26 protein-coding genes are annotated in these 25,437 nt (G+C 66.0%); 13 read left to right on the plus strand and 13 right to left on the minus strand.

Annotated features, from left to right (window positions below; translation table 11 throughout):
* The first annotated feature begins 6 nt into the window (after positions 1-6).
* Positions 7-1,023: a DUF2891 domain-containing protein gene (locus VI26_RS13320; protein WP_048410235.1), complete on the plus strand. Its 1,017-nt coding sequence runs from the start codon at positions 7-9 to the stop codon at positions 1,021-1,023.
* Positions 1,020-1,664: a pyroglutamyl-peptidase I gene (gene pcp / locus VI26_RS13325; protein ID WP_048410236.1), complete on the plus strand. Its 645-nt coding sequence runs from the start codon at positions 1,020-1,022 to the stop codon at positions 1,662-1,664. Before VI26_RS13320 ends, pcp begins: the two co-directional genes overlap by 4 nt.
* A 45-nt stretch (positions 1,665-1,709) precedes the next feature.
* On the opposite strand, the gene crcB is transcribed toward pcp, so the two are convergent.
* The 7 genes from crcB to VI26_RS13360 form a co-directional block, all read right to left on the minus strand.
* Complete coding sequence (crcB, locus tag VI26_RS13330) at positions 1,710-2,099, minus strand: fluoride efflux transporter CrcB (protein ID WP_048410237.1); 390 nt, start codon at positions 2,097-2,099, stop codon at positions 1,710-1,712.
* A 69-nt stretch (positions 2,100-2,168) separates the two neighbouring features.
* On the minus strand, positions 2,169-2,531 hold the full coding sequence (locus tag VI26_RS13335; RefSeq protein ID WP_048410238.1) for a roadblock/LC7 domain-containing protein: 363 nt from the start codon (positions 2,529-2,531) through the stop codon (positions 2,169-2,171).
* Between the two features lie 49 nt (positions 2,532-2,580).
* The gene (locus tag VI26_RS13340) at positions 2,581-3,213 is read right to left on the minus strand and encodes a hypothetical protein (protein WP_048410239.1); all 633 of its coding nucleotides are present in this window, start codon (positions 3,211-3,213) and stop codon (positions 2,581-2,583) included.
* Complete coding sequence (locus VI26_RS13345; protein ID WP_048410240.1) at positions 3,210-3,758, minus strand: ATP/GTP-binding protein; 549 nt, start codon at positions 3,756-3,758, stop codon at positions 3,210-3,212. Before VI26_RS13345 ends, VI26_RS13340 begins: the two co-directional genes overlap by 4 nt.
* Positions 3,759-3,777: 19 nt before the next feature.
* Positions 3,778-4,914 (minus strand): hypothetical protein, encoded by a 1,137-nt coding sequence (locus VI26_RS13350; protein WP_048410241.1) that lies wholly within the window; start codon positions 4,912-4,914, stop codon positions 3,778-3,780.
* A gap of 6 nt (positions 4,915-4,920) precedes the next feature.
* Positions 4,921-6,291 carry a FimV family protein gene (locus VI26_RS13355; RefSeq protein ID WP_048410242.1) on the minus strand — a complete coding sequence of 457 codons (1,371 nt, stop codon included), beginning with the start codon at positions 6,289-6,291 and terminating at the stop codon, positions 4,921-4,923.
* A complete protein-coding gene (locus VI26_RS13360) occupies positions 6,284-7,075 on the minus strand; it encodes an MBL fold metallo-hydrolase (RefSeq protein WP_048410243.1) in 792 nt (263 codons plus the stop codon). The genes VI26_RS13355 and VI26_RS13360 overlap by 8 nt, the downstream gene beginning before the upstream one ends.
* 266 nt (positions 7,076-7,341) lie before the next feature.
* On the opposite strand from VI26_RS13360, the gene hmpA reads away from it, so the two are divergent.
* The 3 genes from hmpA to VI26_RS13375 all read left to right on the plus strand — a co-directional run bounded on the left by hmpA (position 7,342) and on the right by VI26_RS13375 (position 10,042).
* Positions 7,342-8,559, plus strand: a complete 1,218-nt coding sequence (gene hmpA, locus VI26_RS13365) for an NO-inducible flavohemoprotein (protein WP_048410244.1) — start codon at positions 7,342-7,344, stop codon at positions 8,557-8,559.
* 80 nt (positions 8,560-8,639) lie between these two features.
* Positions 8,640-9,086 carry an Rrf2 family transcriptional regulator gene (locus tag VI26_RS13370; RefSeq protein ID WP_048410245.1) on the plus strand — a complete coding sequence of 149 codons (447 nt, stop codon included), beginning with the start codon at positions 8,640-8,642 and terminating at the stop codon, positions 9,084-9,086.
* Positions 9,087-9,184: 98 nt separating this feature from the next.
* Positions 9,185-10,042 (plus strand): endonuclease, encoded by an 858-nt coding sequence (locus VI26_RS13375; protein ID WP_082151057.1) that lies wholly within the window; start codon positions 9,185-9,187, stop codon positions 10,040-10,042.
* Here VI26_RS13375 and VI26_RS13380 read toward each other — a convergent pair.
* From VI26_RS13380 to VI26_RS13395, 4 genes are read right to left on the minus strand one after another with little or no spacing between them, the layout of a single operon-like run.
* Positions 10,035-10,871 carry a carbohydrate ABC transporter permease gene (locus VI26_RS13380; RefSeq protein ID WP_048410246.1) on the minus strand — a complete coding sequence of 279 codons (837 nt, stop codon included), beginning with the start codon at positions 10,869-10,871 and terminating at the stop codon, positions 10,035-10,037. The genes VI26_RS13375 and VI26_RS13380 overlap by 8 nt on opposite strands.
* A 32-nt stretch (positions 10,872-10,903) precedes the next feature.
* Positions 10,904-11,770 (minus strand): carbohydrate ABC transporter permease, encoded by an 867-nt coding sequence (locus VI26_RS13385; protein ID WP_048410247.1) that lies wholly within the window; start codon positions 11,768-11,770, stop codon positions 10,904-10,906.
* A 13-nt stretch (positions 11,771-11,783) separates the two neighbouring features.
* Positions 11,784-13,028, minus strand: coding sequence for an ABC transporter substrate-binding protein (locus VI26_RS13390; RefSeq protein ID WP_048410248.1), 1,245 nt, complete (start codon positions 13,026-13,028; stop codon positions 11,784-11,786).
* A gap of 28 nt (positions 13,029-13,056) precedes the next feature.
* On the minus strand, positions 13,057-13,923 hold the full coding sequence (locus tag VI26_RS13395) for a BadF/BadG/BcrA/BcrD ATPase family protein (protein ID WP_048410365.1): 867 nt from the start codon (positions 13,921-13,923) through the stop codon (positions 13,057-13,059).
* 231 nt (positions 13,924-14,154) lie between these two features.
* Here VI26_RS13395 and VI26_RS13400 point away from each other — a divergent pair, with 231 nt between their 5' ends.
* Positions 14,155-15,366, plus strand: a complete 1,212-nt coding sequence (locus VI26_RS13400) for an ROK family transcriptional regulator (protein WP_048410249.1) — start codon at positions 14,155-14,157, stop codon at positions 15,364-15,366.
* A gap of 103 nt (positions 15,367-15,469) precedes the next feature.
* Complete coding sequence (locus VI26_RS13405) at positions 15,470-17,143, plus strand: glycoside hydrolase family 9 protein (RefSeq protein ID WP_048410250.1); 1,674 nt, start codon at positions 15,470-15,472, stop codon at positions 17,141-17,143.
* 65 nt (positions 17,144-17,208) lie between these two features.
* On the opposite strand, the gene VI26_RS13410 is transcribed toward VI26_RS13405, so the two are convergent.
* Positions 17,209-18,525 (minus strand): DEAD/DEAH box helicase, encoded by a 1,317-nt coding sequence (locus VI26_RS13410; protein ID WP_048410251.1) that lies wholly within the window; start codon positions 18,523-18,525, stop codon positions 17,209-17,211.
* A gap of 482 nt (positions 18,526-19,007) precedes the next feature.
* On the opposite strand from VI26_RS13410, the gene VI26_RS23280 reads away from it, so the two are divergent.
* Positions 19,008-20,579, plus strand: coding sequence for an EAL domain-containing protein (locus tag VI26_RS23280; protein ID WP_231581023.1), 1,572 nt, complete (start codon positions 19,008-19,010; stop codon positions 20,577-20,579).
* A 75-nt stretch (positions 20,580-20,654) separates the two neighbouring features.
* The gene (locus VI26_RS13420) at positions 20,655-21,482 is read left to right on the plus strand and encodes a hypothetical protein (RefSeq protein WP_048410252.1); all 828 of its coding nucleotides are present in this window, start codon (positions 20,655-20,657) and stop codon (positions 21,480-21,482) included.
* Positions 21,483-21,496: 14 nt separating this feature from the next.
* Here the strand turns inward: VI26_RS13420 and VI26_RS13425 are convergent, their stop codons facing one another.
* Entirely contained in the window at positions 21,497-22,294 is a 798-nt protein-coding gene (locus VI26_RS13425) for a response regulator (RefSeq protein ID WP_048410253.1), read from the minus strand.
* A gap of 301 nt (positions 22,295-22,595) precedes the next feature.
* Here VI26_RS13425 and flgB point away from each other — a divergent pair, with 301 nt between their 5' ends.
* Genes flgB through flgE form a run of 4 tightly spaced genes read left to right on the plus strand, consistent with a single transcriptional unit; the run spans position 22,596 to position 25,429 of the window.
* The gene (gene flgB, locus VI26_RS13430) at positions 22,596-23,012 is read left to right on the plus strand and encodes a flagellar basal body rod protein FlgB (protein ID WP_048410254.1); all 417 of its coding nucleotides are present in this window, start codon (positions 22,596-22,598) and stop codon (positions 23,010-23,012) included.
* The gene (gene flgC, locus VI26_RS13435) at positions 23,012-23,422 is read left to right on the plus strand and encodes a flagellar basal body rod protein FlgC (RefSeq protein ID WP_048410255.1); all 411 of its coding nucleotides are present in this window, start codon (positions 23,012-23,014) and stop codon (positions 23,420-23,422) included. The genes flgB and flgC overlap by 1 nt, the downstream gene beginning before the upstream one ends.
* Before the next feature lie 17 nt (positions 23,423-23,439).
* Positions 23,440-24,147 (plus strand): flagellar hook assembly protein FlgD, encoded by a 708-nt coding sequence (locus VI26_RS13440; protein ID WP_048410256.1) that lies wholly within the window; start codon positions 23,440-23,442, stop codon positions 24,145-24,147.
* A gap of 37 nt (positions 24,148-24,184) precedes the next feature.
* Positions 24,185-25,429, plus strand: coding sequence for a flagellar hook protein FlgE (flgE, locus tag VI26_RS13445; protein WP_048410257.1), 1,245 nt, complete (start codon positions 24,185-24,187; stop codon positions 25,427-25,429).
* Positions 25,430-25,437 lie beyond the last annotated feature (8 nt).

Genomic DNA, 25,437 nt, shown 5'->3' on the forward strand with positions numbered 1-25,437 from the left:
GCGGCCATGGTCTTGAGTCTCGAGCAGGCGTCGGCGCTGGCGGAGTTGCCGCTGGCCGGGCTGCGCCGCGAGTATCCGAATCTGCTGGCCCATTTGTTGAATGGCCCGCAGGACCTGGCCGCGCCTCGCGAGCTGCATCCGGTGTTTTACGGCTGCTATGACTGGCATTCCGCCGTGCATGGCTTCTGGCTGCTGGCACGCCTGGCGCGGCGCTTTCCGGCGCTGCCGCAGCAGCCGGCCATCGTTCGGTTGTTTGCCGAGCATTTCACGCCGCGGGCTTTCCTGCGCGAGGCCGAGTACTTTTCCGCGCCCGGCCGCGGCAGCTATGAGCGGCCCTATGGCTGGGCCTGGCTGCTGGCGCTGGCCGCGGAGCTTGGACGCTGGCCGTTGCCGCAGGCTAGCGGCTGGCAAGAGGCGATGCGGCCGCTGACCGGTTTGATCCGCGAGCGCTGGCTGGCGTTTTTGGCGTTGCAGGATTATCCGGTGCGCGCGGGCGGCCATGGCAATACCGCCTTCGCGTTATTGCTGAGCCTGGATCATGCGCGCGCGGTGGGAGACAGGGATTTGGCGCATGGATTGAGCGCGGCGGCGGAGCGTTATTTTCTGGCCGATGCCGACTATCCATCGCAATGGGAGCCGGGCGGCGACGATTTCCTGTCGCCGGCCCTGTGTCAGGCGCTGCTGCTGAGCCGGTTATTGCCGGCCATGGCGTTCCGGGACTGGTTGCGCGCTTTTCTGCCGGATTTGCCGCGGCGTGTCCACTTGCTGGCGCCGGCGCGGGTGAGCGACCGCGCCGACCCCAAGCTGGGCCATCTGGATGGTTTGAATCTCAGCCGCGGCTGGTGTTTGCGGCAGTTGGCGGCGGCTTTGCCGCCGGACGACGCTTGGCGGCCGGCGCTGGGCGCCGCGGCGGAAGCGCAGATCGCCGCCAGCCTGCCGCATGTGGCCAGCGGCCATTACACCGGCGAACACTGGCTGGCGACTTTCGCCATGCTGGCGCTGGATCAGGGAGCAGGAGAATGAACAAGATCGTGTTGTTGACAGGGTTCGAACCGTTTGGCGGCGAGAGCCTGAATCCATCCTGGGAGGCCGCGCGGCGGCTGGACGGCGTGGAACTGGCCGGCGCGCGGGTGCATGCACGGCAACTGCCCTGCGAGTTCGGCGCGGCGTTGGCGGCGCTGCGGCGGGAGCTGGACGCCTTGCGGCCGACGCTGGCGGTGGCGGTGGGCCAGGCCGGCGGCAGGGCCGAACTGTCGCTGGAGCGGGTAGCGATCAATATCGACGACGCGCGGATACCGGACAATGCCGGCCGCCAGCCGATAGACCGGCCCATCGTCGCCGGCGGGCCGGCCGCCTATTTCTCCACGCTGCCGATCAAGGCGCAGACGGCGGCCTTGCGCCGCGCCGGCATTCCGGCCGCGGTGTCGCAGAGCGCCGGCACCTTTGTCTGCAACCATGTGTTCTACGGGCTGATGCACGCGCTGGCGGGCGGCCCGGCGCGCGGCGGCTTCATCCACATCCCGTATCTGCCGGAACAGGCGGCCGCGCATCCGGGCGCGCCCAGCATGAGCCTGGACACCATCAGCGCCGGCTTGACGCTGGCGTTGGAGACGGCGCTGACGGCGACGACGGACATTGCCGAGACCGGCGGAACGACGCATTAGAAGTCATTCCGCCTTGGCCGCTTGACGTCGGTGTCGAGGCCGCGCTCAGCTCTTGAGCGCGCGCAGCCACTGCCAGCTGGCGATGCCAGCCAGCGTGGCTAGCAAGGAGCCGCAGACATGGACGGCGATGGCGGTCAGCGCCGGCAGCAGCCGCTGTTGCTGCAACAAGGTGACGACTTCGGCGGAGAAGGTGGAGAAGGTGGTCAGGCCGCCGCAAAAGCCGGTGATCACCAGCAGCCGCCATAGCGGCGACACGCCGGGGGCGCTGGCGAAGAAGGCCACCGCCAGGCCGATGATGTAGCCGCCGATCAGATTGGCCGCCAGCGTGCCGGGCGGCAGGCTGGGCCACAGGCTGTTCAGTTTGACGCCCAAGGCCCAGCGCAGCAGCGCGCCCAGCGCGGCGCCCATCGAGATGGCGAGTATGGTTTTCCACATGGAGCTTGTCTGGCACGAAAGCAAAACCGTATTGTGCCGGCCAGGCGCCGCCAAGTATAGATTGGCTTGCTAGAGGATTTCGGCAATGCTGCGCGCCGCGCGCTTGGCGTCCAGAAAAATCAGCCCCAGCTTGGCCTCGCGCCGCGCGATCACGGTCAGCACCGCGTCAGGGCTGGCATGGCTCATCAGGATGTAGCCGTGTTCGCCCTTGACCATCACTTGTTCCAGGCCGCCGCGCGCCAGTTCGCGCGCGGTGCGCTCGCCCAGCGACAGCATCGCCGCCGCCATCGCGCCGACGCGGTCTTCGTCGACCTCCTGCGGCAGCAGCGCCGCCATGGTCAGGCCGTCGGCGGAAATGATGGCGGAGGCCTCGATGTCGGCGGACGCGCCGTTGAGATCGCTCAGGATGGACTTGAGCATTTGTTCACGCATGGTTGTTCTCCGGTTTTGTTCAATGCGCCGGCCGCCGCGCGGCCGGGATTCAGGCGTAGCGGCGCACCAGCAACTCCACCAGGCCGACGAAGGCCTCGCTTTGCAACTGCGGCGCGCCGCCTATGATCAGCGCGAAAGCCTGCTGCGCCACGTGCAGCGGGTAGAAGGCCAGCTGGCTGCGGCCGGCGGGGTCCACCGCCGCCCAGGCGGCGCTGCCCAGGTTCAAGTGGTTTTTCAGCAGCAGGTGATGGCGGCGGCTGAGCGACATCAGGTCGCCGGCCAGCGCGGCGATCTCCTCCGCGGTTTCGTGGCGGAAGCCGGCGGTGGCGTAATAGAGGCCGTTGTCGTCGGCCAGCAGGGCCTGGCCGCTGCCGGACAGCGCCGCCAGCAATTCCGGCAGCTGGCTTTCCAGATTGCCGGCCGCCGCCGGCCGCGGCGCGGCGGTGCCGTGCACGAATTCCAGCCGCTGCAGGCGGTAAAGGGTGGCCAGCGCCTGTTCCAGCTCGTCGTCGCACCATTCGCTGAGCAGCGCCTCGCTCAGCGGCACGGTGTGGCCCAGGCGCAGGATGTTGAGCAGCAGGCGGCGGGTCAGGTCGGCTTCGGCGCCGGCGACGGCGTAGAAGGCGCCGGCGGGCGTCGCCATCGGGTAGAGCGGGCCGCTCAGGCGCAGCTCATCGTTCATTGCGCTTCTCCCAGGCCGGGGTCGATAGAGAACAGCAGGGCCAGCAACAGCTGCTTGATGTCTTCGCGGCGGCGGCAGTCCACTTCGAATACCGGCGCGTTCAGGCCGTGGGCGGCCAGCGCCTCGGCGTAGACCGCGGTGGACGGCAGCGGCTTGAGGTCGGTCTTGCTGACGCCCAGCGCCAGCGGCGCGCGCCGCAGCAGCGGTTCGAAGGCGCGCAGGAAAAAGGCGAGATCTTGCATCGGGTTGGCGCGGCTGTGATCCAGCAGCAGGATCAGGCCGATGCCGCCGCGGCTGACGATTTCCCACATGAAGTCGAAGCGTTCCTGGCCGGGCGTGCCATACAGATGCACCTTGGTGTCGGCGTCCAGCCGCAGCATGCCGTAGTCCAGCGCCACCGTGGTATGCGCTTTGCGATGCAAGGTCATATCGCTGGCCTTGGCGTCGGTGCGGATGGGCGCGATATCGCTGATGGCGGCGATGGCGGTGGTCTTACCGGCGCCGACCGGGCCGGCGAACAGGATTTTATTGTCTTGGCTGCGCATGATGGGAATCAGGTAAGGCTCACAAGCTGGTCACTTTTTGCAGGAGCCGGGACAGTAGGCCGGCGCGTTCGGGCGCGGCGGCCTCGGTTTGCGGCGCGCCGGGGCGCACCGGCGCGCTGGAGATCACTTTCAGGGCCGGCGCGTCGCTGCGCCAATCCAGCAGACCAATGGCGTGGGTGGCGGCGAGGAAGTCGCAAGCGTGCTCGGGTTCGACGCGCAGCAGCCGCACCATGATGCGCAGCGTGGCCGGGGTCTTGGTCAGCAGCGCGCTCAAGCGCGTCGCGTCCGGCAAGGCCTGCAGCCGGGTCAGATTGGGCCATTGCCGCAGCCGCAGCGGCGTGTCGGCGCCGATGCCGGCCGGCAAGCGGCCCTGGCTGCTCCAGATCGCCAACTGCCACAGCAGCGCCGGCAGCGGCTGGGTGAGGACGCCGGGTGTGGCACCGGCGGCCTGCGCGCGCAGCGCCGGCGCGTCCTGGCGGCACAGTTCGCGCAGCTGCTCCGCCGGTTGCAGCCATTGCGCTTGCGCGCAGTCCGGTCGCAGCCACAGCAAGGGTTGGCCGTCGGCCAGCAACAGCGCTGGCCGCGGCTGACGCGCCAGCCGCGCGGCGGCGCCGAGCAGGCCGCGGCGCGGGTCGAAGCGCCGCACGGTGACCGAGCGCGGCGCGGCGGGAGCGGCGCTGGGCGCGATATCCGGAACCGCGCGGGGTTCGGCGAGCGCGGCCGGCGCTGCGATCGGAGGCGCGCTATTTGCCGCGGGCGGTGCAACTGAGGTGGTTTGGGGCGCGCTGCCGCCCTGGGATGGTGTTGTCCGCGGTGGCTTGGCCAGCAGCGCCTGCAGTTGCGGAAACAGGGTTTCCACTCGCAGAGGCTTGCCCAGCACCGGCGCCGGCGCTTGCGTCGGCGCGCTGGAGGCGACTATCAGCGCCGGCAAGTCCGGATGACGCTGGCGGAAGTCCTCCCAGGCTCGCCAGCCGATGGCGCTGTCGATGTCGACGATGGCCAGGTCCGGCGGCGAGTCGGGCGCGCCCGTTTCCAGCAGGCGGTAGCACAGGCTGCGATGCAGGCGGAAAGCCATGCGCAGCAGCGCCAGCTTGCGCTCGTCCATGCCGACGGCGAGCACGGCTATATCGATGGCGGTGAGATCTTGGCTCGGCATGGCGGATCAGGCGGCCAACATGCGCCGGTGGCTGGGGCCGGCCTCGGTGTCGAAACCGGCCAGATGGGCGCTGACCTCCAGCGGCAGCCGCGGCGCATGGCCGCGCAGTTGGCGCAGCAGCCACTGGAAGCGGGCCGGGTCGTCCTGGCGGCGGTAGAGTTGCAGCAGCGGCGGATAGTTGGCGGCGTCGTCCGGCTGCGCCAAGACCGCTTGTTCCAGGATATGAATCGCCATGTCCACCTGGCCGTCGCTCAGATAGGCGTCGGCTTCGGCGCGGGGATCTGTCGCCGCCAGCTCGGCCGCGGCGGCATGGCGAGTCACCAGCGGCAGACGCTGCGGCGCGGAGCCGACCGCGGCGATATTGAGGCCCAGGCTGCGGCCGATGCGCTCCAGTTCCGGCCGGTCTGGGCGCAGCGCCAGCAGATCCAGCGCCGGATGGACGCCGAGCAGCCAGCCGGCGTGGATCAGCTGTTCCTTGAGGTCGGCGCCGTGGCCGTCCAGCAATAGATGAAATTGCCACAATACCCGCACATAGCGCTGCAACTGCCGCTGCCGGTAATGCACATGCAGCAGGTCCAGCAGGTGGGAGAGCGAATCCGGGCGCAGTGCCAGCGCCTGCTCCAAGGCGACCGCGGCCGCGGTGTATTCCTGCCAGCGCAGCCAGACTCGGGCCTGGCGTTCTGCCGGCAGCAGGGCGGCGACGGCATCCTTTTCCGCCTCGTTCAGCGGAAACAAGGGCGCGCAGCCTTGCAGCAGTGTTTGCGGGCGCAATGGACAGGGTTCCAGATCGCCGACGTCCGCGGCTTGTGCCGGCGCAGTCGGCGCGGCCGATGCTTCAAGCGCCGGCGTATCGTCGCCCAGGCGCAGGCGAATCGCCTCGGGGTCCCAGCCCAATCTTTGCTCGGCCAGCACGCGCAGCGCCAGATGGTTGCGCTCGATGCGCAGCCCGGCTTCCAGCGCCTGTTCCAGTTGCTCGCGCCCGATCAACGCCAGGTCATGCTGGCGTTCCAGCATCGCGCCGTAGTCGTCCAGCGCCCCGGTTTGCAGGTACAGCCCGGTCAGGCGTTGCAAGTGCTTGGCCGAATGCGGCGCCAGGCGGTCCACATAATGGCGCAAGGCCTGCGCCGCCTGTCCCAGGTAGCCGAACTCGATGAAGATGTCGACTTCGGTCAGCAAGTCGACTTCGTCCACCTGGTAGGGCTGGCCGGCGGCATCTGTCGGGCCGTCCAACTCTATTTCCCTAGTGTCAGCGACATCCTCGCGACCGGAGCCGGCGCGGCCGGAGCGCCAGCGCAAGGCGGCCAGCAGCGTCAGCAGGCCCATGGCCAGCGCCAGGCCGGGAATCAGCTCCATGCCCTGCGGCAGCCAGTCAGCCATGGGGGATGGCCTCCCGCGGCGGCGGAGTGAAGTCGGCGGGGCCGATCAGGTCGGTGCCGCACTCCAGGGTTTCGAACCAGTCCAGGAAGCGCTTCACCATCGCCTTGCCCTGGAAGGAGCCGCCGTGCTGCGGCACTATCCATTCCACGTCCAATTGGCGGACCATGTCCACCCATAGCCGGCAGGCCTTGTTATTGGTCATATAGCGGCGGTGGAAGGCGAGCATGTGGCTATCGTGCAGATGGGAGTCGAAATCGCTGACCGGCAGGCCGGCGGCGTGGCCGTCCATCAGCGAGGCGCCGATGTCGCCGGAGAACAGTATCTTGCTGATCGGATCGTAGATCTGGAAGAAGCCCACGGTGTGCAGATAGTGGGCGGGGACGATTTGCAGATCGGCGCCGCCCAGGCGCAGCCACATGCCGCGCGGCGGAATCGCCACCAGGCGCCCGGCGGTGGCGCCGCGTATGCAGAAATGGGGCAGGAAGCGGGTCCATTCCTCGGCGATGATCACCTGGGCGTCGGTGATCAGCAGCCAGCCGCCGACCGAGGCGATGATGTCCGGATCCTGGTGCGAGGCGAAGATGTAGCGGGTGTGCGAGGGCAGGAAGTAATCGGCCAGCTCGGCGATCAAATGCTTGTAGGTCAGATTGCCGCCGGGATCGAGCAGGATGCCTTCGCCCTGATCGATGATGGCGAATTGATTGGACTGAATGCCTTCGCCTTGCACCAGTTCGGTGAAGGCCACGCATTTGTGATTGCCGTCGTCGTAAAGCACCAATGCCATGAGCTGCCTTGTCTGCTCGAACGCGCCCGCGAGCGTGGCGGGCGCGGTGTCGCCGCGTATGCCGTAAGAATGGCGCAATATTATGCAGCTGGTATGGTTGGGGTCTTGACCTGGGTCAAGCCGACCCGGAACGAATATTTCGATACCGACATGACAGCGCGGCATTAAAGATGTATTATTTTTACATCTTTAAAAGCGCAGCGGCCCGGAAGGGCATTTTTTGGCGCGAATAATATGTATTTCACACACATCTTCAAGGAGCCATCATGTTGAGTCCCACCACCCGCCAGTTGGTCAAGGCCACCGTTCCCGTGTTGCAACAGCATGGGGTGGCGCTGACCAGTCATTTCTATCGCCGCATGTTCAGCCACAACCCGGAGTTGAAGAACCTTTTCAACCAGGGGCATCAGCATTCCGGCCAGCAACAGCAGGCGCTGGCCATGGCGGTGCTGGCCTATGCCCAGCATATCGATGACCCCTCGCCGCTGGCGCCGGTGCTGACCCGGGTGGCGCACAAGCATGTGAGCCTGGGCATTCGCGCCGAGCACTATCCCATCGTCGGCAAGCATCTGCTGGCATCGATCCAGGAGGTGATGGGGGAGGCGGCCACGCCGGAGCTGGTCGAGGCCTGGGCCGCCGCTTACGGACAGTTGGCGGATATCTTGATCGCCGAGGAGCGCGAGTTGTACCGCGCCGCCGCCAATGCCGAGGGCGGCTGGGCCGGCTGGAGGCCGTTCCGTATCGAACGCAAGGTGGCGGAGAGCGAGGAAATCACTTCCTTCTATCTGGTGCCGGCCGATGGCGGCGCGGTGCCTGGTTTCCGGCCTGGCCAATATGTGTCGGTCAAATGCTTCATTGAGGAATGGGGCCTGGCCCAGCCGCGCCAGTACAGCTTGTCTGACGCGCCCAACGGCGAGTATCTGCGGATCTCGGTCAAGCGCGAGGCCGGCGGCGAGGACAAACCGGCGGGACGGGTATCCAACCTGCTGCACGCGGAGAAGCGAGAGGGCGATGTCCTGGAACTGAGCGCGCCGCAGGGCGACTTTTTCCTGCATGAGGAGCGCAGCGGCCCGGTGGTGTTGATCAGCGCTGGCGTCGGCCAGACGCCGATGCTGTCCATGCTGCGCCATTTGTTGAAAACCGGCAGCCGCCGTGAAATCCGCCACTTGCACGCGGCGCGTCATGGCGGCGCGCACGCGATGCGCGAGGGCGTGCGGCAAATGACGGAGAACCACCCGCAGTTGCGCGCCCATGTGTGTTATGAAGCGCCGCGCGCGCAAGACCAGTTGGGCCGCGACTTTCAGCAGCAGGGCCGGCTGCAACTGAGCCAACTGCGCGAACTGGCGCTGCTGAACGACGCCGACTACTACCTGTGCGGCCCGGTGGGCTTCATGCTGGCGCAGCGCGCCAGCCTGTTGGACCTGGGCGTGGCGGCGGAACGGGTGCATTTCGAAGTGTTCGGCTCCAACGCCGTCGCCGGTTGAGCGGCGCGCCGCCCGCGTCCCCATTGAGTCAGCGGCGCAGGCGGCGTATGCTGCCGCGGTTTCCCTCTAGGTCCCGGACCATGCAACTGACCCGTTTCACCGATCTTGGCCTGCGCGTGCTGATGTATCTGACCTGGCAGGAGGATGGCCAACTGGCCACCATCCCGGAAATCGCCGAGCGCTTCGAAGTGTCGCGCAATCACCTGGTCAAGGTCGTCCACTTCATGGCGCAGCAGGGCTGGCTGCAAACCAGCCGCGGCAAGGGCGGCGGATTGGCGCTGGCGCGAGCGCCGGAGCAGTACCGCGTCGGCGAGGTGGTGCGCGCGCTGGAAGGCTTGTCGCAGTTGATAGACTGCGCCGAGCCGCCGTGCGCGCTGCGGCCGGGCTGCCGGCTCAAAGGCGCGTTGGATCTGGCGCTGGCGGCGTTTTTCCAGACGCTGGACCAATACACGCTGCGTGACATCATCGCCGCGCCCACCGGTGAGGCCATCATCCGGCTGCATCGGCTGGCGCCTGGCGTCAAGTAATGACGTTGTTGTTTTTATTTGATTAAATACATTTTCTCATTTGTAATATTTTTTACATCACCTTGTCGTGAATTGGATGGGTACTTACACTGCCCGCCATGCCTTATTCGATCCTAATCCCTATCATTCTGTTGCTGGCCGGTTGTGACGCGGCCGAGCTGTCCAAAATCAGTCAATCCGCGGAAGTGAAGGCGCTGGCCAAGGCCGGTGAAGCCGCGCTGCGCCAGCTGGAGCAGGCGACGCGGCCGGCCGACGCCGCCGCGCCGGGCCGGGTACAGGCCGCAACCTTGGTCAGCGGCAGCAAGCAAGTGGGGCACCGCGATTTTTCCAATGCCAAGAAAGTGCTGCCACGCGTGTTCGCCGGCATGGAGCAGGATTTCTACTGCGGCTGCGATTACCGCGACAAGGCGGTGAACTGGAAGTCTTGCGGCTATGCGCCGCGCAAATCGGAAACCCGCGCCAGCCGCATCGAGTGGGAGCACGTGGTGCCGGCCTGGAACCTGGGCCACCAGCTGCAATGCTGGCAGCAGGGCGGCCGCAAGAACTGCGCGTCCAGCGACCCGGTGTTCCGCATGGCCGAAGGCGATCTGAACAATCTGGTGCCGGCGGTGGGCGAGGTCAACGGCGACCGCGCCAACTTCGCCTACGGCGCGTGGAGCCGCAAGCCGGCGACCATGTACGGCCAATGCCAATCGGTGACGGATTTCGGCAACAAGCGCTTCCAGCCGCGCGAGGAAGTGCGCGGCGCGGCGGCGCGCATCACTTTGTACATGCATGCCCGCTACCAACTGCGCATGAGCCGGCAGGACCAGCAACTGATGTGCGCCTGGGCGCGCCAGTATCCGGTGGATGCCTGGGAGCGCCGCCGCGACGCGCGCATCGTGCAGTTGCAGGGCGAGGGCAATTTCCTGGTGGCGCAGCCGCAGCGGCTGGCCGAGCTGTGCGGCGCTATTTGACCGCGCCGTCCATGCCGCGCATGAAATAGCGCTGGCAGAACAGGAAGACCAGCAGCACCGGCGCGATGGTCAGCACCGCGCCGGCGGCCACCATGCGGGTGGAAGTGGCGAACGCGCCTTTCAGGTATTGCACTCCGACGGACAGCGGATACAGCTCCGGGCTTTTCAGCACCACGCTGGGCCAGACATAGCTGTTCCAAGACCACACCAGGGTGAAGATGGCCAGCGTGGCCAGATAGGGCCGGCTCAGCGGCAGGCAGATGCGCCAGAACAGCTGCCAGTCGTCGGCGCCGTCCATGCGCGCGGCGGCGACGATTTCCTCGGGAATCTCCTCGAAGGCGTGCTTCATCAGGAAGATGCCGAAAGCGCCGGCCAGCGCCGGCAGCGCCACGCCGACGCGGCTGTCGTCCAGGCCCAGCCAGGACAGGGTCACGTAGTTGCTGAGCACATTGGTCTCGCTGGGCAGCAGCAAGGTGGCGATGATGGCGTAGAACACCCATTGCCGGCCGCGGAAGCGCAGCTGCGACAGAGCGAAGCCGGCGCAGCTGGAAACCAGCAGCGTGCCGGCGGTGGTCAGCCCGGAAATCAGCGCCGAGTTCCACAAAAACCGCCCCATCGGGATCTGCTGCCAGACTTCGGCGAAGTGGGCGAGGGACCAAGCGTCCGGCAGCCGCGGCGGGAAATCGAATACCTGCTCGCCGTCGCCCAGCGCAATCGCCAGCGTCCACACAAAGGGATAGCAGGCGGCGCCGGCCAGCGCCAGCAACAGCAGATAGTCCGGCAGCCGCCGCAGCGATCGCGCGACGGCGCTGGAACGAAGGGGGGGCATGACGGCGGAAGTCTTGGCTGACATGGGTGGGCCTAACGGTGGTCTGGGCGCAGCAGGCGGAAATTGAGGCCGGCCAGCAGCAGGCAGACCACGGTCAAGAGTAGGCCGGCGGCGGCGCCGCGGCCAAAGTCCAGTTGATCGAAGCCCTGGTGGAACATGTAGTAGAGCACGGTGTAGGTCGAGTTCAGCGGCCCGCCGCGCGTCATCACCAGCACCTCCTCGAAGGCCTTGAGCGCGTCCAGCGTCGAGATCAGGCTGCAAAACAGAATGGTGGGCTTCAGCATCGGCAGGGTAATGCGCCAGAAACGCTGCCAGGCATTGGCGCCGTCCAGCCGCGCCGCTTCCTGCATCTCCGCCGGGATCGCCTGCAGGCCGGCGAGGTAGAGCACCATGTAATAGCCGATGCCGCGCCAGAAAGTGACGAACATCACTGAAAACAGCGCGATGTCCTCGTCGCTGAGAAAGCCGATCTCCTGCTGCGCCGCCAGCAGGCCCAGCCAGCGCAGCGCGCTGTTGAGCACGCCGTAATCGGCATACATCCAGTTCCACATGATGCCGACCACGGCCACGGTGGTGATCACCGGCAGATAGATGGCGGCACGGAACAGCTTGATGCCGCGCAGCGGCCGGTTGGCCAACAGCGCCAGCGCGATGGCGGCCAGCTGGATGGCCGGCACCACCAGCAGATAGAGCAGGGAATTGCGCAGCGCGCGCCAGAACACCTCGTCCTGCAACAGATAATCGAAGTTCTCCAGCCCGGCCCATTGCGGCGGCGATAGCAGATCATAGCGAGTGAAGGCCAGATAGCTGCCGAACAGCAGCGGCCAGAACGTGAACACTGCCATCAGCAGCAGGGCCGGAGTCAGGAACAGCCAGGCGTTGCGGGCGCTGGATCGCATCGTGGGAAAGCGCTTAGCGCAACTGCCGGTTCCAGAACGCTGCGGCCTCGTCCAGCGCCAACTGAGCGTCCTTGCGGCCGGTGACCGCGGCTTCCACGCTGTCCACCAGCTTTTTCTTTAAGTCCGCCAGCCGCGGCACGCCGCTCAGGCTGAAAGTGCGGATGTCCGGTGCAACCTTGGCGCCCTGGACGCGGGCGGCATCGACCAGGCTGCCGCCGGCCTGGGTGAAGTAGGGATCGCGCAGCGCGGCGCGGGTGGAGGGGAAGGTGGCGCCGGTCACCTTGGAAAACGCCAGCTGTTGCGCGTCGCTGGTGAGGAAGCGCGCGAACTTGATCGCCTCGGCCTGGGTGGCCGCGGGCAGGCCCTTGGACACCGCCCAGCCAAACTGGTAGCCGCCCTGGACCATGCCGGTGGGACCCAGCGGCGCCGGCTGCACCCGGCTGACCGCGAAAATGGCGCGGGCGTCGCTCTGGGTGCGGCGCACCGCGGTGGGCGCGGTTTCCATCATCGCCAGCCGGCCGCTGTTATAGAGCTTGACGCTGGCCTGGTAGTTGTCGTCGGCGAACAGGTTTTCCTTGGCCAGCGCGCCAGCTTTGTAGGCGTCGGCGTATTGGCGCAGCAGCGCCGCGTGCGCCGGGCTGTTGAAGACCGCCTTGCCGTTTTGCAGCAAGGGCAGGCCGCGGCCCAGCATGATGCCGTCGATCTGGCCCAACTGCGGCAGCAGGCCGGGCACGCCGGTCTTGGCGCGGATGGCCTTGGCCGCGGCCAACTGCTGTTCCAGGCTGTCCAGCTTGCGCGCCGGGTCCAGGCCGGCCTTGCGGAACAGCTCGCCGTTGAGCACCAGCACATTGACGTTGTTGTACCAGGGGTAGGCGTAGAGTTTGCCGCCCACGCTCAGATCGCTCAGCGCATTGGGCAGATAGCCGGCCTTGTCGGCCGGCAAGGTCGCGTCCAGCGGCAACAGCGCGCCTTTCTGCGCGTATTTGTACAGCCGCGGCACGTCGTGGTTGATCAGCGCCGGAGGCCGGCCGGCGGCGATGGCGGCGTTGAGCTTGGTTTCGAAGCCCTCGTTGAACACATCCACCCAGCGTAGCTCGACATTGGGGTTTTGCGCCTCGTACTGCTTTTTCGCGGCGGCGAAGTAGGCGTCGAACTGCGGTTTGAGCGAGTCGGTCCAGTATTCGACCACGATTTTGTCGGCGCGAGCGGGGCCGGCCAGGGCCAGCAAGCCGGCGAGCAGCAGCGGGGAGAGGCGCATGGAAAATCCTTTGCGGTGAGGAGGGTGATCAGTCGGCCAACAAGAGCAGCGCGCCGGCGCAGGCGTCGCCTTGCGGCCGGCTGAGGCGGGCGGCGAATTCCGGCGGCAGCCAGTCGCGCAGCGCCCGGCCCAGGCCGCCGCACAGCGCCACCGGCAACTGCTGTTCCGGGTCCAGCGCCTTGGCGATGGCCCAGGCGTCGCGGCCGGCCTGGCGCAGCAGCTCCGCGGCCAGCGAATCGCGGCGGCCATTGGCCACCACCAGCGGCGCCAGCTGCGCGAACAGGGTCGGCGTGGCGCGGCCGTTCCAGGCCATCATCGCCTGCCAGTCGCCGCCGACATGTTCCAGCACCGCCCGCGTCAGCGGCGTCGCGTCGAGACGGCCGTCCAACGCCATCTGCGCGTATTGCGCGGCGCGCTGGCCCAGCCAGGCGCCGCTGGCTTCATCGCCGCTGGGATAGCCCCAGCCGCCGACCTCGCGGTGGCTGCCGTCCGGATACAGCGCCTCGCCTATGCTGCCGGTGCCCAACGCCACGATCACGCCGGGCCGGCCGCCGTGGGCGCCCAGCAAGGTGGTGTAGCCATCGGTGGCCAGGCGCAGGCGGGCGTAGCCTGGGTCGGCGGCGTGGAAGGACTCGGCCCAGGCGCTGTTGTGCACGCCGGACAGGCCCAGGCCTATCGCGCATCGCGCCGGCGGCGCCGGCGCCAGCCCGGCTTGTTCGAAGGCGCGGGCGATGACTTCGCCCACCGCGGCCCAGGCCTGCGGCACGCCGCGCGACAAGGCGGAAGGCCCGCCCTCGGCATGGGCCAGCGGGCGGGAGCGCGCGTCGCTCAGGCAGACGCGGGTGCCGCTGCCGCCGCCATCGACACCCAAGCGGTACTCAAAAGCTTCAGTCACGGTGCTGTCCTTGGTCAAATGCGATGCTCGGCGCAAATCCGTGCTACATCATCGACTTGCGCGAGAATTCAGCGATGCCATTAGAATTTTTTGGCATTCAATCATTACATTGGTATTTCGTCAAGTTGATTTATTTAATTGTGGTGACAATGCCGCCGCGCTGTCGTCGCCGGTGCAACAGACCCGGTCGGCGCTCTTGTCCGGCTGGGTCCGGCTCGCCATACTGCCGGCATGAAATCCACTTCGGCAGGCCAGGATCCGCGCACGGTGGCGGGAACCAATCTGGAGCATGCCCGCGCGCACAACCGCCGCGCGGTGATCGAAACCATACGCCTGAACGGGCAGCTGACTCGCGCCGAAATCGCGCGCCTGACCGCGCTGACGCCGCAAACGGTGTCCAATATCGCGGCGGAGCTGCTGGACGGTGGCATGCTGCTGGCCGGCGAGCCGATACGGGAAGGCGCGCGCGGCCAGCCGGCGATTCCCCTGAGCATCAACCCGGACGGAGCTTATTCTCTGGGCATACAGCTGGACACCCAGTCCTTGATCGCGGTGGCGGTGGACCTGGCCGGTCAATGCCGCGCGCGAGTGGAGGCGCCGGTGCGGCGGCCGGGTCCGCAGCAGGCGCTGCCGCTGATCGAGGATGTGGTGGCGCGGCTGCGCGCCGATTCAGGCATAGACTGGACGCGGGTGCTTGGCCTGGGCCTGGTGATGCCGGGTCCGTTTGGAGTGGAGGGCATGAGTTCGGTGGGCCCCACCACCTTGCCCGGCTGGGAGGAGGTGGATGCCGCGGCGGAACTGGAGCGCCGGCTGGGCTTGCCGGTGCGGCTGGAGAAGGACGCCACCGCCGCCGCCATCGGCGAGCGTCTGTATGGCCGCGCCGCCGCGCTGCGTAATTTCGTCTATCTGTTCATCGGCGCCGGCTTGGGCGCCGGCCTGTTTCTGGACGGGCGGCTGTATGCCGGGGTCAAGCACAATGCCGGCGAAATCGGCCATATGATCGTGATACCGGACGGCAGGCCCTGCGATTGCGGCAATCATGGTTGCCTGGAACGCTATGTGTCGCTGCGCGCGCTGTACGAAACGCTGGGCCTTGCCGACGACGCCGAGCAGGCCGCCCGCAGCCTGCGGCAGCCGACGCCGGAAATCTGCTACGGCATCGAGCGCTGGCTGGCGATCGCGGCGGCGCCGCTGCGGCAGGCGGTCAACATCCTGGAAAGCCTGCTGGATATCGAGGCGGTGGTGATAGGCGGCTTCTTGCCGGCGGATCTGCTGGAGCAGCTGGAACAGCGCTTGCATCCGCTGCCGGTATCGATACGCCATAGCAGCGGCCCGCGGGTGCTGCTGGGTGGCGCCGGCCGCGATACCGTGGCGCTGGGCGCGGCGGCGTTGCCCATCTTCGACGAATTCAACCCGCAGTACGAAGTGCTGCTCAAGGCCTGATTCGGCGTCTTTTTATGTCAATGGCTTGACCTGGCCGCCGCGACGCGTAAATATTGCCCGACATTAAAGCAAAACGCTTTATTTATTTACCGGGAGCCGCGCCATGAAGATCCTGTTGAATCACGTCGGTTTCGAGCCGCAAGCACCCAAGTTGGCCTTGCTGCAAGCCTCGGTGGCCGACCGGCCGCAGGCGCTGATCCTGCTGGACCGCGAGTCCCGCCCGGTGCAGGAGATCGCCTTGCAGGCGCTGGGCATGGCCGAAGGCTGGCCGGAGTGGCATTACTGGCAAGCCGATTTCAGCGCCTGGACGCAGCCGGGCCAGTATCGGCTATGGCTGCCGGACAGCGCGCCGCCGGTGCTCAGCCATGAATTCACGGTGGCATCTGACTGTCTGGGCGCTCAGATGCTGTCCGATCTGCTGAATCACTTCAAGTCGCAGCGTTGTACTGGCCTGTACGACCGCGCCGACCGCGCGGCGCCGGAGTGGGGAGGCGGCGCGCGCCGCGATGTCAGCGGCGGCTGGTTCGACGCCTCCGGCGATTGCTCCAAATACCTGTCCCATCTGTCCTACGCCAATTTCATGAATCCCCAGCAGACGCCGCTGCTGGCTTGGGCCTTGATGGCCGGCCGCGCCGCCCTGCCGGCGCAGCCGCGCTGGTTCGATGAGCGCATGGTGGACGAGGCCTTGCATGGCGCTGATTTTCTGCTGCGCATGCAGCACTCGTCCGGCTTTTTCTATATGACGCTGTTCGACGGCTGGAGCAAGGCGCCGGAGCAGCGTGAGCTGTGCGCCTTCACCACGCAGCGCGGCATCAGGTCGGGGGCCTTCCAGGCCGGCTTCCGCCAGGGCGGCGGCCTGGCGATCGCCGCGCTGGCGCGAGCGGCGGAACTGCCGCGCGACGGCGAGTTCAGCCGCGGCGATTATCTGGCGGCGGCGCGGCGCGGCTTCGCTCATCTGCAGCAGCACAATACGCGCTATCTGGACGATGGCTGCGAGAATTTCATCGATGATTATTGCGCCTTGCTGGCCGCCTGCGAATTGTACTCGGCCAGTGGCGAGCCGGTGTTCGCCGATGCCGCCGACCGCCGCGCGCGGCGCATGTTGGCGCAGCAGGACGAGGTTGGCCGTTTCTGGATGGACGGGCAGCGGCGGCAGAGTTATTTTCACGCGGTCGAGGCCGGCTTGCCTTATCTGGCCTTGTTGCGCTTCGCCGCGGTATTGCCGGCATCGCCGCTGGCGAGCGCCGCGCGCCAGTCGGTGCGGCGTGGCTTGCAGGCCGAGATGGCATTGACGGCGGCGCCGGGCAATCCCTTCGCCTACCCGCGGCAGTGGGTGGCGGTGGACGGCGCGGCGGGCGCGGCGCGTTTTTTCATGCCGCAGCGCAATGGCAGCGGCTATTGGTGGCAGGGCGAGAATGCGCGGCTGGCTTCGTTGGCTGCCGCGGCCAGCGGGCTGGCGGCGCTTGAGGGACCAGAAGGCGGGGAGTTGTCGGCTTACGCCCAGGGCGCGCTGGACTGGATTCTGGGGCGCAATCCCTTCGATGTCTGCATGCTGCAGGGCTGGGGCCGTAATAACCCGCGCTATGAGCCGGGCTATTACAATGCCTGCGGCGGGGTGTGCAATGGCATCACCGCCGCGCCGGGCGCGGACGAGGGCATCGCCTTCCTGAGCCCGGAGCAGACCGATATCAGCCAATCCTGGCGTTGGACCGAGCAATGGCTGCCGCATGGCGCCTGGCTGTTCCTGGCGTTGTCGCTGCGCCGCGGGACGGCGTGAAATGCGAAACGCCATCGGCGAGCCGATGGCGTTTGAGCTGAACGGCCCCTTGGGGCCGTAAGCGTTTATTGCTGCTGGGTGCTGCGCGGACCGCGGTTGCCTTGGTAGCCGCCCTCGCGACGCTGGCCCTGGTAACCGCCTTCGCGACGATTGCCGTAGCTGCCGCGGCCGCCGCTGCCCGGACGACGATCGCCGTAGCCGCCTTTGCCGTTGCTATTGCGACGCGGGCCTTTCGGCGGACGACGGGTGGGTTCCATGCCTTCGATCACGCCTTCGGTGATCTGGCGCTTCAGGTATTGCTCGATGCGGCGCACCTTGTGGAATTCCTTGGACTCCGCCAGGGTGATGGCGGTGCCGTTGCGACCGGCGCGGCCGGTACGGCCGATACGGTGCACGTAGTCTTCAGCCTGTTTCGGTAGGTCGAAGTTCACCACGTGGGTGATGGTGGGCACGTCGATGCCGCGCGCCGCCACGTCGGTGGCCACCAGGATCTTGATGCGGCCGCGACGCAGATCGTTCAGCGTGCGGTTGCGCCAGCTTTGCGGCATGTCGCCGTGCAGGCAGGCGGCGGAGTAGCCCTGGTCGGACAGCTTGTCGGCCAGTTCTTCGGAGTAGGCCTTGGTGGCGGAGAAAATCACGCACTGGTCAAAGCCGGACTCTTTCAGGATGTGATCCAGCAAGCGATGCTTGTGGTTCAGGTCGTCCGCGTACAGCAGATGTTCTTCGATGGTGCCGCCCGAGGTCTCGGTGCGGGCGATCTCGATGCGCTGCGGATCGCGGGTCATCTTCTCGGCCATGCGGCCGACGGTGCCGTCCAGCGTGGCGGAGAACAGCACGGTCTGGCGGGTTTCCGGAGTCGCCTTGACGATGGTCTCGATATCTTCGATGAAGCCCATGTCCAGCATGCGGTCGGCTTCGTCCAGCACCAGCATTTCCAGGCGGGAGAAGTCGATGCGGCCGGAGCGCATGTGGTCCATCAGACGGCCGGGGGTGGCGACGATCAGGTCTACCGGGCGCGACAGCGCGCGGGTCTGGTAGCCGAAGGAAGAGCCGCCCACCAGGCAGACGGTTTTCATCCAGCGCAGGTCCTTGCCGTATTCCAGCGCGTTCTTTTCCACTTGCTGAGCCAGTTCGCGGGTGGGGCACAGCACCAGCACGCGAGGGCCCTGGCCCTTGCCGGTGGAGCGCTCGGACAGCTTGGTCAGCGCCGGCAGCAGGAAGGCTGCGGTCTTGCCGCTACCGGTTTGGGCCGATACCAGCAGGTCGCGGCCGGCGATGGCGGCGGGAACTGCCTGGGCTTGTACTTCGGTAGGGGAAGAGTAGCCGGCTGCTTCCAGCGCGCGCAGGATGGTCGGGGCGATGCCCAGATCGGAAAAATGCATGATGTCCTTTCAAGCCGGATACTGCCGGCGTCACTTGTAGCCAGGTTGGTGGCGGTCGGTTATACGGCGCCTTTAAGCCGTAAATCATCGGCACTAACCTGACAAGCGGCGAACAGCGGTCCAGTCTGATGCGACATTATAAGCGTGGACGAAGCCTGGAAATGGTCAGGGACGATGAAACAATCTCACACGGGCCGAGGCGTGGTTTGGAATGCCCGGTGGAAACACAAGAGGCCGGACTATACGGTAAATCAGACGGGTTTACAACTGTTTTTTAAAAACATGCCGGCTAAGTATTTGATTGTTTGCCGCTTGCGGCGGCGGATTTGTAAAAAAACGCCATGCAACGGCGGTGCTGGCGGTGGTCGCTGAGTAGTTTCGCGGCGGCGGCTTGTGGAGATTTGCGCGGTTCTAACTACACTTCAATACAGACTTGAGCTTGGACCTGGGCTTGGGCGGAATGCCGCCGTTGAGGGCTGATAATGGGTGGAAAGAACCGATTTGCAAGTGCCGGGCGCGGCCGCGCCTGGCTGTTGTCCAGTTCCGCCGGCGCGGCGTATGCCGTCTGCGCCGGATTGCTGCTGTCGCTGACGCTGGGCTTGGCCCTGCTTGCGACGGGTTTGCGGGCACAGTGGCTGGCGGGGGAGAGGGCGGAATTCGTCGCCGGACAGTTGAACTGGCAGCTATCGCCGGCCTTCGCCGCGCTGGCGCGGCTGGATGCCTTGCCGCCAGGGATGGATTGCGGCGCACAGGCGCAGGAGTTGGCGGAACTGGTACAGCGCACCTCGCTGGCGCGTTTCGCGGCGGCGCGAGGCGCGGGCGGCGTGGTGTGCGCATCGCGGCGGGGCGTGGTGGCCGAGCCGTTCGAGAGCGGCGCGCGGCTGCTGCCGACCGGCAATGGCCGGATGGTGCCGGGCCTGCGGCTGGCGAATGCGGCAGGAATGCTGGAGCTGGACGCGGGCCCCTTGGTGGCGCAGCTGGCGCTGGCCGAGCGCGAAAGCTTGAAGATGAGTTTGCAGGTGGGCGGCGAGGTATTGGTCGCCAGCGGCGAGGTGAGGCCCTTGGGCGCGGAGCCGGTTGGCGAGGCGAGCTGGCTGCCGTCGGCGCCCGAGCGCATCGGCGTGCTGGCCGCGCCACAGTGGTCGGCGCTGGTCTGGCAGGTCTTGCGGACGCAGTGGCTGGCCTTGCTGCTGGCGGCGGCGCTAGGCTGCGGCATCGCTTGGGGCGTGCGCCGAGGCGGCGGCGGTCGCAAGGCGACCGGCTGGGAGATTGCCGAGGGGATTCGGCAGAAGGAATTCTTCGCGCATTACCAGCCCATCGTCACCGCGAGCAATGGCGAGTGCGTCGGCGTGGAAGTGCTGGCGCGCTGGCGACATCCGGTGCAGGGCAATGTGCGTTCCGAGGTGTTCATCCAGACCGCGATCGACGCCGGCCTGATCGTGGCGCTGACGCGTTATCTGCTGCGGCGCGTGGCCGAGGAGCTGCAGCAGATCGTGTTGCCGCCGGGCTTTATGGTGGGCATCAATATTTCCACCGAGCACCTGGCCTTGCCCGAATTGCTGGACGATTGCCGCGCGCTGGTCAATCTGCTGCGCGACAAGCAGGCGCAGCTGGTGCTGGAGATTTCCGAGCGCGCGCCGCTGCAGGAGGCCTCTGGCGCGCAGAAGGTGATCAATGGGCTGCGGCAGATGGGGGTGAGGCTGGCGCTGGACGATTTTGGCGCCGGCTATGCCGACAAGGCGTATTTGAGCCGCTGGGGCTTTGATTATCTGAAAGTGGAAAAAGGCTATGTGTCGGCGCTGGGGCAGGACAGCCTGAAGGGCAATATCCTGGACGGCCTGCTGCTGTCATCCAATGAGATGGGGGTGCAGGTCATCGTCAAGGGGGTGGAGACCCAGGGGCAGCAGAGCTATCTCAACGTCAAGGGGTTTGAATATCTGCAAGGCTTTTATTTCGGTAAGCCGATGACCTTGAATCATTTCCGGCAATGGCTGTATTCCGGCATCGCCGAAAGCCGCGGCCGGCCTCCCGGCAAAACCGGCGGCGAGGGCTGATCGCCGCCGTTCGCTTGGGCGCCGGGGCCCGCTTTGCTACAATGCGCCCTTTTTTGTTTCAGGAAAGGGGTAGGAATGGTGTATGCCGTGCAGCGTTATGCGGCCTCCCGTCCTTGGGCCAAGCGGATCGGTCAACTGTATGCGCAGGCCGCGCAGCCGTCCGCGGCGCGCAAGGAAATGAAGGAAGTGATCAAGCGTGAGCTGGAGCGCGCCGCCCAAGTGTTTGAAGTGCGGCAGCAGACCATAGTCGCCGAGCTGGCGCTGGCGGAATCCTGGGGCTACTTTGCGCGCCATGGCCGCGTGATCTCCCACCTGGACGACGCCTTGGCTCAGGCTCTGGCCCATACCCGCCTGCCTTCCCATTTGCCGGATACCTTGATCCTGCCCGCGGATGCCTTCTTCCTGCATGTGCCGGCCGGTGGCGGCGCCTTTGTCGTGCATCAGCCGGAGCGCAAGGTCTTGTTGCTGACTCTGGTGGGCGCGGACTTTTCCCTGGAGGCCGCGCAGTGGCTGCAAGGCTCGGATGGCGTCGAGGCGTTGGCGGTCAGCTACCCGGGCGAGTTGGCGCCACAGATCGCGGCGGTGGCGGAGCGCTGGCAGCCCTTGCTGGCCTCGGTGTTGAACGGGCTGGCGATGATGACCCAGCCCAAGCTGGAACTGGAGCTGGCCTGGCAGGCCGGCGCGCCGCAGCAATGGGTGGAACAGGCCGCAGCGCCGAGCTGCGTCAAGACCCGGCAGCGCGGCCGCAGCCAGCTGTTGAAGGCCGGTTTCAGCGAGGTGAGCTATTGCCGCATCACCGAGCTGGGCGCGGCTGAGGCTTACGCGACCCAGGGTTATTGGCGTCGCCAAGCCTTTGGCGAGGCCAAGGCCAATTCGCGCCTGGTGTGGGTGGCGCCCAAATAGGAGCGAGCCTGCGCTCAGTATTCCTGTAGCAGCTCGCGGATGGTGTCCCTGAGCTTGTTGGTGGAGAAGGGCTTGTCGCAGCAGGCGGACACGCCCGCCGCTTCCACCTCGGCCAGGCGGTCGCGGTCGGTCTCGCTGGTGATCATCAGGATGGGGGCGCGTCCCTGCGCGCCGTCCTGGCGGATGTGGCGCGCCAGCTCGCAGCCGTCCATGCCCGGCATGTGGTAGTCGATGATGATCAGCTGGAAGCTGTCGTTGGCCAGCATGGGCAGCGCCTCGGCGCCGCTGGACGCCTCGGTGAAATGCTCGAAGCCAAGGCGTTCCAGCACGGCGCGCACATGGCGGCGCGAGGTCAGGCTGTCGTCGACGATCAAAATGCTGACATTGGCCAGATCGGTGTCCACCTCCATCGCCAGGCTTTCGGTGTTGATGAAGTCCAGCGCATTGGCCAGCGCCTCATCCAACTGGGCGCTGGTGAACGGCTTGGGCAGGATGCCCAGGCTGCCGGCCTGGCGGATAGGTTCCAGCCGCTCCGGATTGGTTTCGCTGGAAACCAGAATGAAGGGCATGCCGCTCAGGTCAGTGCTCTCGCGCATTTGCTGCAACAGCTGTTGTCCGGTCATGTCCGGCAGATAGTAGGCGCTGATCACCAGGTCGGGGCGCGACTGGCGCGCATGCGACAGCAGTGATTCGCCGTCGGCATGGGTTTCCACCCGGGTAATGCCCATTTCGCCCAGCGCCCTGCTGATGATCTGAGCCTGTACATGCGATGGCTCGGCCAGCGCGATGATCAAATGTTGTACTTCCAGCATGCTTGTTCCCCCGCCTGTCCATTCTCTTTATAAAGCCGGCCGCCTGTGCCGGCTTCTTGCACGAGTGTCGGTGATTCTCGGCGCGTCTTCAATGGTTCTTATGATGGTTTGGCACGAATTACGTAGTGCGGCAAGTGAAATCTGTCCTGTGTCCGCCGTGGCGGCAAATCTTGCCGGCCAGGTTTGCCGCTGGGCGCTTCTATGCGGCGGGTTTTGATTCGCGTAGATACAAATCAATGGTTTGGCTGTGGTTTTCGTCCTGGCACGGTTTCTGCTTTAGTGCTGTCCCAAGGAGGCTAGCATGCTAGACAAGATTGCCAAACATTTCGACTTTCAGCAGCGGGCGCTGAATTTGCGGGCTTATCGCACCGAGGTGCTGGCCAGCAATATCGCCAACGACGAAACCCCCAACTACAAGGCGGTGGATTTTGATTTCGGCAAGGCGCTGCAGGCGCAGACCGACGCTCAGGGTCGTTTGGCAATGAACCTCACCGATGCCCATCACCTGGCTGGCGCCAGCGGCGGCAACGGCAATGGCGCGGCCTTGCAATACCGCGCGGCGGTGCAGCCCAGCGTCGACGGCAACACCGTGGACATGGACGTGGAGCGCGCGGCCTTCGCCGACAACGCGGTCCGTTTCCAATCCACGCTGACTTTTTTGAGCAAGCGGATCAGCGGATTGAGTTCGGCGATCCAGGGCCAGGGAGGCAATAGCTGATGTCCTTGTCCAATGTGTTTTCCATAGCCGGTTCGGCGATGTCGGCGCAGTCCATGCGCCTGAGCCTGGTGGCCAGCAATATCGCCAACGCGGAAAGCTCGACCAGCTCCACCGGCGAGCCTTACAAGGGCCGCCATGCGGTGTTCACCGCGACTCCGGTGACGGCGGCGCAGCCGCAAGTGGCCGGCGTGCGCGTGACCGCGGTGGTTGAGGACCAGACCCCGCCGCGGCTCAAATACGATCCGGGCAATCCGCTGGCGGACCAGCGCGGCTACGTCACGCTGCCTAACGTGAATCCGGTGGAGGAGATGGCGGACTTGATCGCCGCCTCCCGCGCCTATCAGAACAATGTCGAAATCATGAATACGGCCAAGACCCTGCAGCAGAAAGTGCTGCAGCTGGGCCAGTGAGTGGAGAGGACTAAGCGATGGCTAGCTCAAACCCGTATGACGTACTGAACACCCAGACCCAGGCGAACCCGAACAGCAGCGTCAATGGCGGCAGCAACTCGGGCGTGGTCGGCAGCAGCGCGACGGATATCCAGAATACTTTCCTGAAACTGTTCGTCGCCCAGCTGCGCTCGCAGGACCCGATGAACCCGATGGATAACAGCCAGATGACCAGCCAGATGGCGCAAATCAGCCAGGTGGGTGGCATCCAGCAGCTGAACCAGTCGATGCAAGCCCTGGTCGGCGCGCAAGCGGCATCGCAGTCGTTGATGGCGTCCAGCATGATAGGCAAGAAAGTCCTGGTGGCCGGCAACGATCTGCCAGTGAACGAGGCGGGCGGCGGCAGCACGGCTGGTGTATTGCTGAACGGGCCGGCGCAAACGGTGAAGATCAGCATCAAGGACGCCAATGGCAATCTGGTGCGCGTGATGAATGTGGCCAAGCCGGTGGCCGGTGTCAACACCTTCACCTGGGATGGCAAGAACGACGCTGGCGAGGCGGTTCCGGTCGGCAAATACACCTTCAGCGCCGATGTGACCCAGGCCAGCGCCAATGGCGGCACCAAGGCAGTGGCTTACAACACCAAGAAGGTGACCGCCGTGGCCTGGGATCAGGGTGTGCCGGAACTGGTGCTGCCGGATGGCACGCGCGCTCAGCTGGGCGATGTGGCGCAAATGACCGCCTGAACCCCGCCGACCTCATTCGACTTCAAGGACTGACATCATGGGCTTTCAACAAGGCTTGAGCGGCTTGAACGCCGCCTCCACCCAGCTGGACACCATAGGCAACAACGTGGCCAACGCCAACACCGTCGGCTTCAAGGGTTCGCGCACCGAATTCGCCGATATGTATGGCAGCTCCCTGTACGGCATCTCCACCACCACGCCGGGTATCGGCGTCAAGGTGGCCGCGGTGACGCAGAACATGAGCAATGGCAATATCACCCCCACCGGCCGCAGCCTGGACCTGGCGATCAACAATGGCGGCTTCTTCACCGTGGCCCAGCCGGACGGCACCCTGGCCTATACCCGCAACGGCCAGTTCCAGGTCAACAACCAGGGCTATGTGGTGAACAACGGCAACTTCCTGCAAGGCTGGCAGGCGGATGCCTCCGGCAACGTCACCCAGGGACCGGTGGGCAAGCTGCAGCTCAACACTAATCTGGTGTCGCCCAAGCCCACCACCCAGGCCACGCTCGGCCTCAACCTGGATTCGCGCAAGGCCTCGCCCACAGTTACGCCGCTGGACCCGACCAATTCGGCGACTTACAACTGGTCGAATACCAATACCGTGTACGACTCGCTGGGCAATCCGCACCAGGTGACCATGTACTATATCGCCGGCGCGGCCACCCCCGCCGGGCGGACCTGGACCGCGACCGCCTATGTGGACGGCAATCCGGCCAATAACACGCCGCCCAACAGCAATACCTTCTCCATGGTGTTCGACACCTCCGGCGTGCTGACCACGCCCGGACCGTTCAACGTGAACTTCACCCCGGTGCCGGTAAATGGTTCGGCGGTGCCGCAGACGGTGGCTTTCAAGTTCAACGGCTCCACCCAGACTGGCCAGGACTTCGGCGTGACCACGCCGCCCATCATCGACGGCTTCGCGCCGGGCAGCCTGAAGAGCGTGAATATCTCGGCGTCGGGCATTGTCCAGGCAACTTTCACCAATGGTCAGACCAAGACCATAGGCCAGATCGCCTTGGCCAACTTCATCAATCCGCAGGGTCTGCAGTCCAAGGGTAATAATCTGTGGTCGCAGACTTTTGACTCCGGCTCGGCGTCCTATAACGTGCCGGGCACCGGCAATACCGGCACCATACAGTCCGGCGCGGTGGAGGATTCCAACGTCGACCTGACCTCGGAACTGGTCAATATGATCACCGCGCAGCGCTACTACCAGGCCAATGCGCAGACCATCAAGACCCAGGACACCCTGGTGCAGACCTTGCTGAACATCTGATGAGCTGA

It is taken from the genome of Chromobacterium sp. LK1, from assembly GCF_001043555.1.
Classification (GTDB): domain Bacteria; phylum Pseudomonadota; class Gammaproteobacteria; order Burkholderiales; family Chromobacteriaceae; genus Chromobacterium; species Chromobacterium aquaticum.

Bases quoted from the DNA above. Each gene is read 5' to 3' on its own strand.
- VI26_RS13375 (WP_082151057.1), top strand. From the start codon at position 9,185: ATGCCTTATTCGATCCTAATCCCTATCATTCTGTTGCTGGCCGGTTGT.
- VI26_RS13350 (WP_048410241.1), bottom strand. From the start codon at position 4,914: ATGCCGAGCCAAGATCTCACCGCCATCGATATAGCCGTGCTCGCCGTC.
- VI26_RS13360 (WP_048410243.1), bottom strand. From the start codon at position 7,075: ATGGCATTGGTGCTTTACGACGACGGCAATCACAAATGCGTGGCCTTC.
- crcB (WP_048410237.1), bottom strand. From the start codon at position 2,099: ATGTGGAAAACCATACTCGCCATCTCGATGGGCGCCGCGCTGGGCGCG.
- VI26_RS13405 (WP_048410250.1), top strand. From the start codon at position 15,470: ATGAAGATCCTGTTGAATCACGTCGGTTTCGAGCCGCAAGCACCCAAG.
- VI26_RS13410 (WP_048410251.1), bottom strand. From the start codon at position 18,525: ATGCATTTTTCCGATCTGGGCATCGCCCCGACCATCCTGCGCGCGCTG.
- VI26_RS13355 (WP_048410242.1), bottom strand. From the start codon at position 6,291: ATGGCTGACTGGCTGCCGCAGGGCATGGAGCTGATTCCCGGCCTGGCG.
- VI26_RS13345 (WP_048410240.1), bottom strand. From the start codon at position 3,758: ATGCGCAGCCAAGACAATAAAATCCTGTTCGCCGGCCCGGTCGGCGCC.
- VI26_RS13385 (WP_048410247.1), bottom strand. From the start codon at position 11,770: ATGCGATCCAGCGCCCGCAACGCCTGGCTGTTCCTGACTCCGGCCCTG.
- VI26_RS13340 (WP_048410239.1), bottom strand. From the start codon at position 3,213: ATGAACGATGAGCTGCGCCTGAGCGGCCCGCTCTACCCGATGGCGACG.
- flgB (WP_048410254.1), top strand. From the start codon at position 22,596: ATGCTAGACAAGATTGCCAAACATTTCGACTTTCAGCAGCGGGCGCTG.
- hmpA (WP_048410244.1), top strand. From the start codon at position 7,342: ATGTTGAGTCCCACCACCCGCCAGTTGGTCAAGGCCACCGTTCCCGTG.
- pcp (WP_048410236.1), top strand. From the start codon at position 1,020: ATGAACAAGATCGTGTTGTTGACAGGGTTCGAACCGTTTGGCGGCGAG.
- VI26_RS23280 (WP_231581023.1), top strand. From the start codon at position 19,008: ATGGGTGGAAAGAACCGATTTGCAAGTGCCGGGCGCGGCCGCGCCTGG.
- VI26_RS13390 (WP_048410248.1), bottom strand. From the start codon at position 13,028: ATGCGCCTCTCCCCGCTGCTGCTCGCCGGCTTGCTGGCCCTGGCCGGC.
- flgC (WP_048410255.1), top strand. From the start codon at position 23,012: ATGTCCTTGTCCAATGTGTTTTCCATAGCCGGTTCGGCGATGTCGGCG.
- VI26_RS13425 (WP_048410253.1), bottom strand. From the start codon at position 22,294: ATGCTGGAAGTACAACATTTGATCATCGCGCTGGCCGAGCCATCGCAT.
- VI26_RS13320 (WP_048410235.1), top strand. From the start codon at position 7: ATGGTCTTGAGTCTCGAGCAGGCGTCGGCGCTGGCGGAGTTGCCGCTG.
- VI26_RS13440 (WP_048410256.1), top strand. From the start codon at position 23,440: ATGGCTAGCTCAAACCCGTATGACGTACTGAACACCCAGACCCAGGCG.
- flgE (WP_048410257.1), top strand. From the start codon at position 24,185: ATGGGCTTTCAACAAGGCTTGAGCGGCTTGAACGCCGCCTCCACCCAG.
- VI26_RS13400 (WP_048410249.1), top strand. From the start codon at position 14,155: ATGAAATCCACTTCGGCAGGCCAGGATCCGCGCACGGTGGCGGGAACC.
- VI26_RS13380 (WP_048410246.1), bottom strand. From the start codon at position 10,871: ATGCCCCCCCTTCGTTCCAGCGCCGTCGCGCGATCGCTGCGGCGGCTG.
- VI26_RS13370 (WP_048410245.1), top strand. From the start codon at position 8,640: ATGCAACTGACCCGTTTCACCGATCTTGGCCTGCGCGTGCTGATGTAT.
- VI26_RS13420 (WP_048410252.1), top strand. From the start codon at position 20,655: ATGGTGTATGCCGTGCAGCGTTATGCGGCCTCCCGTCCTTGGGCCAAG.
- VI26_RS13335 (WP_048410238.1), bottom strand. From the start codon at position 2,531: ATGCGTGAACAAATGCTCAAGTCCATCCTGAGCGATCTCAACGGCGCG.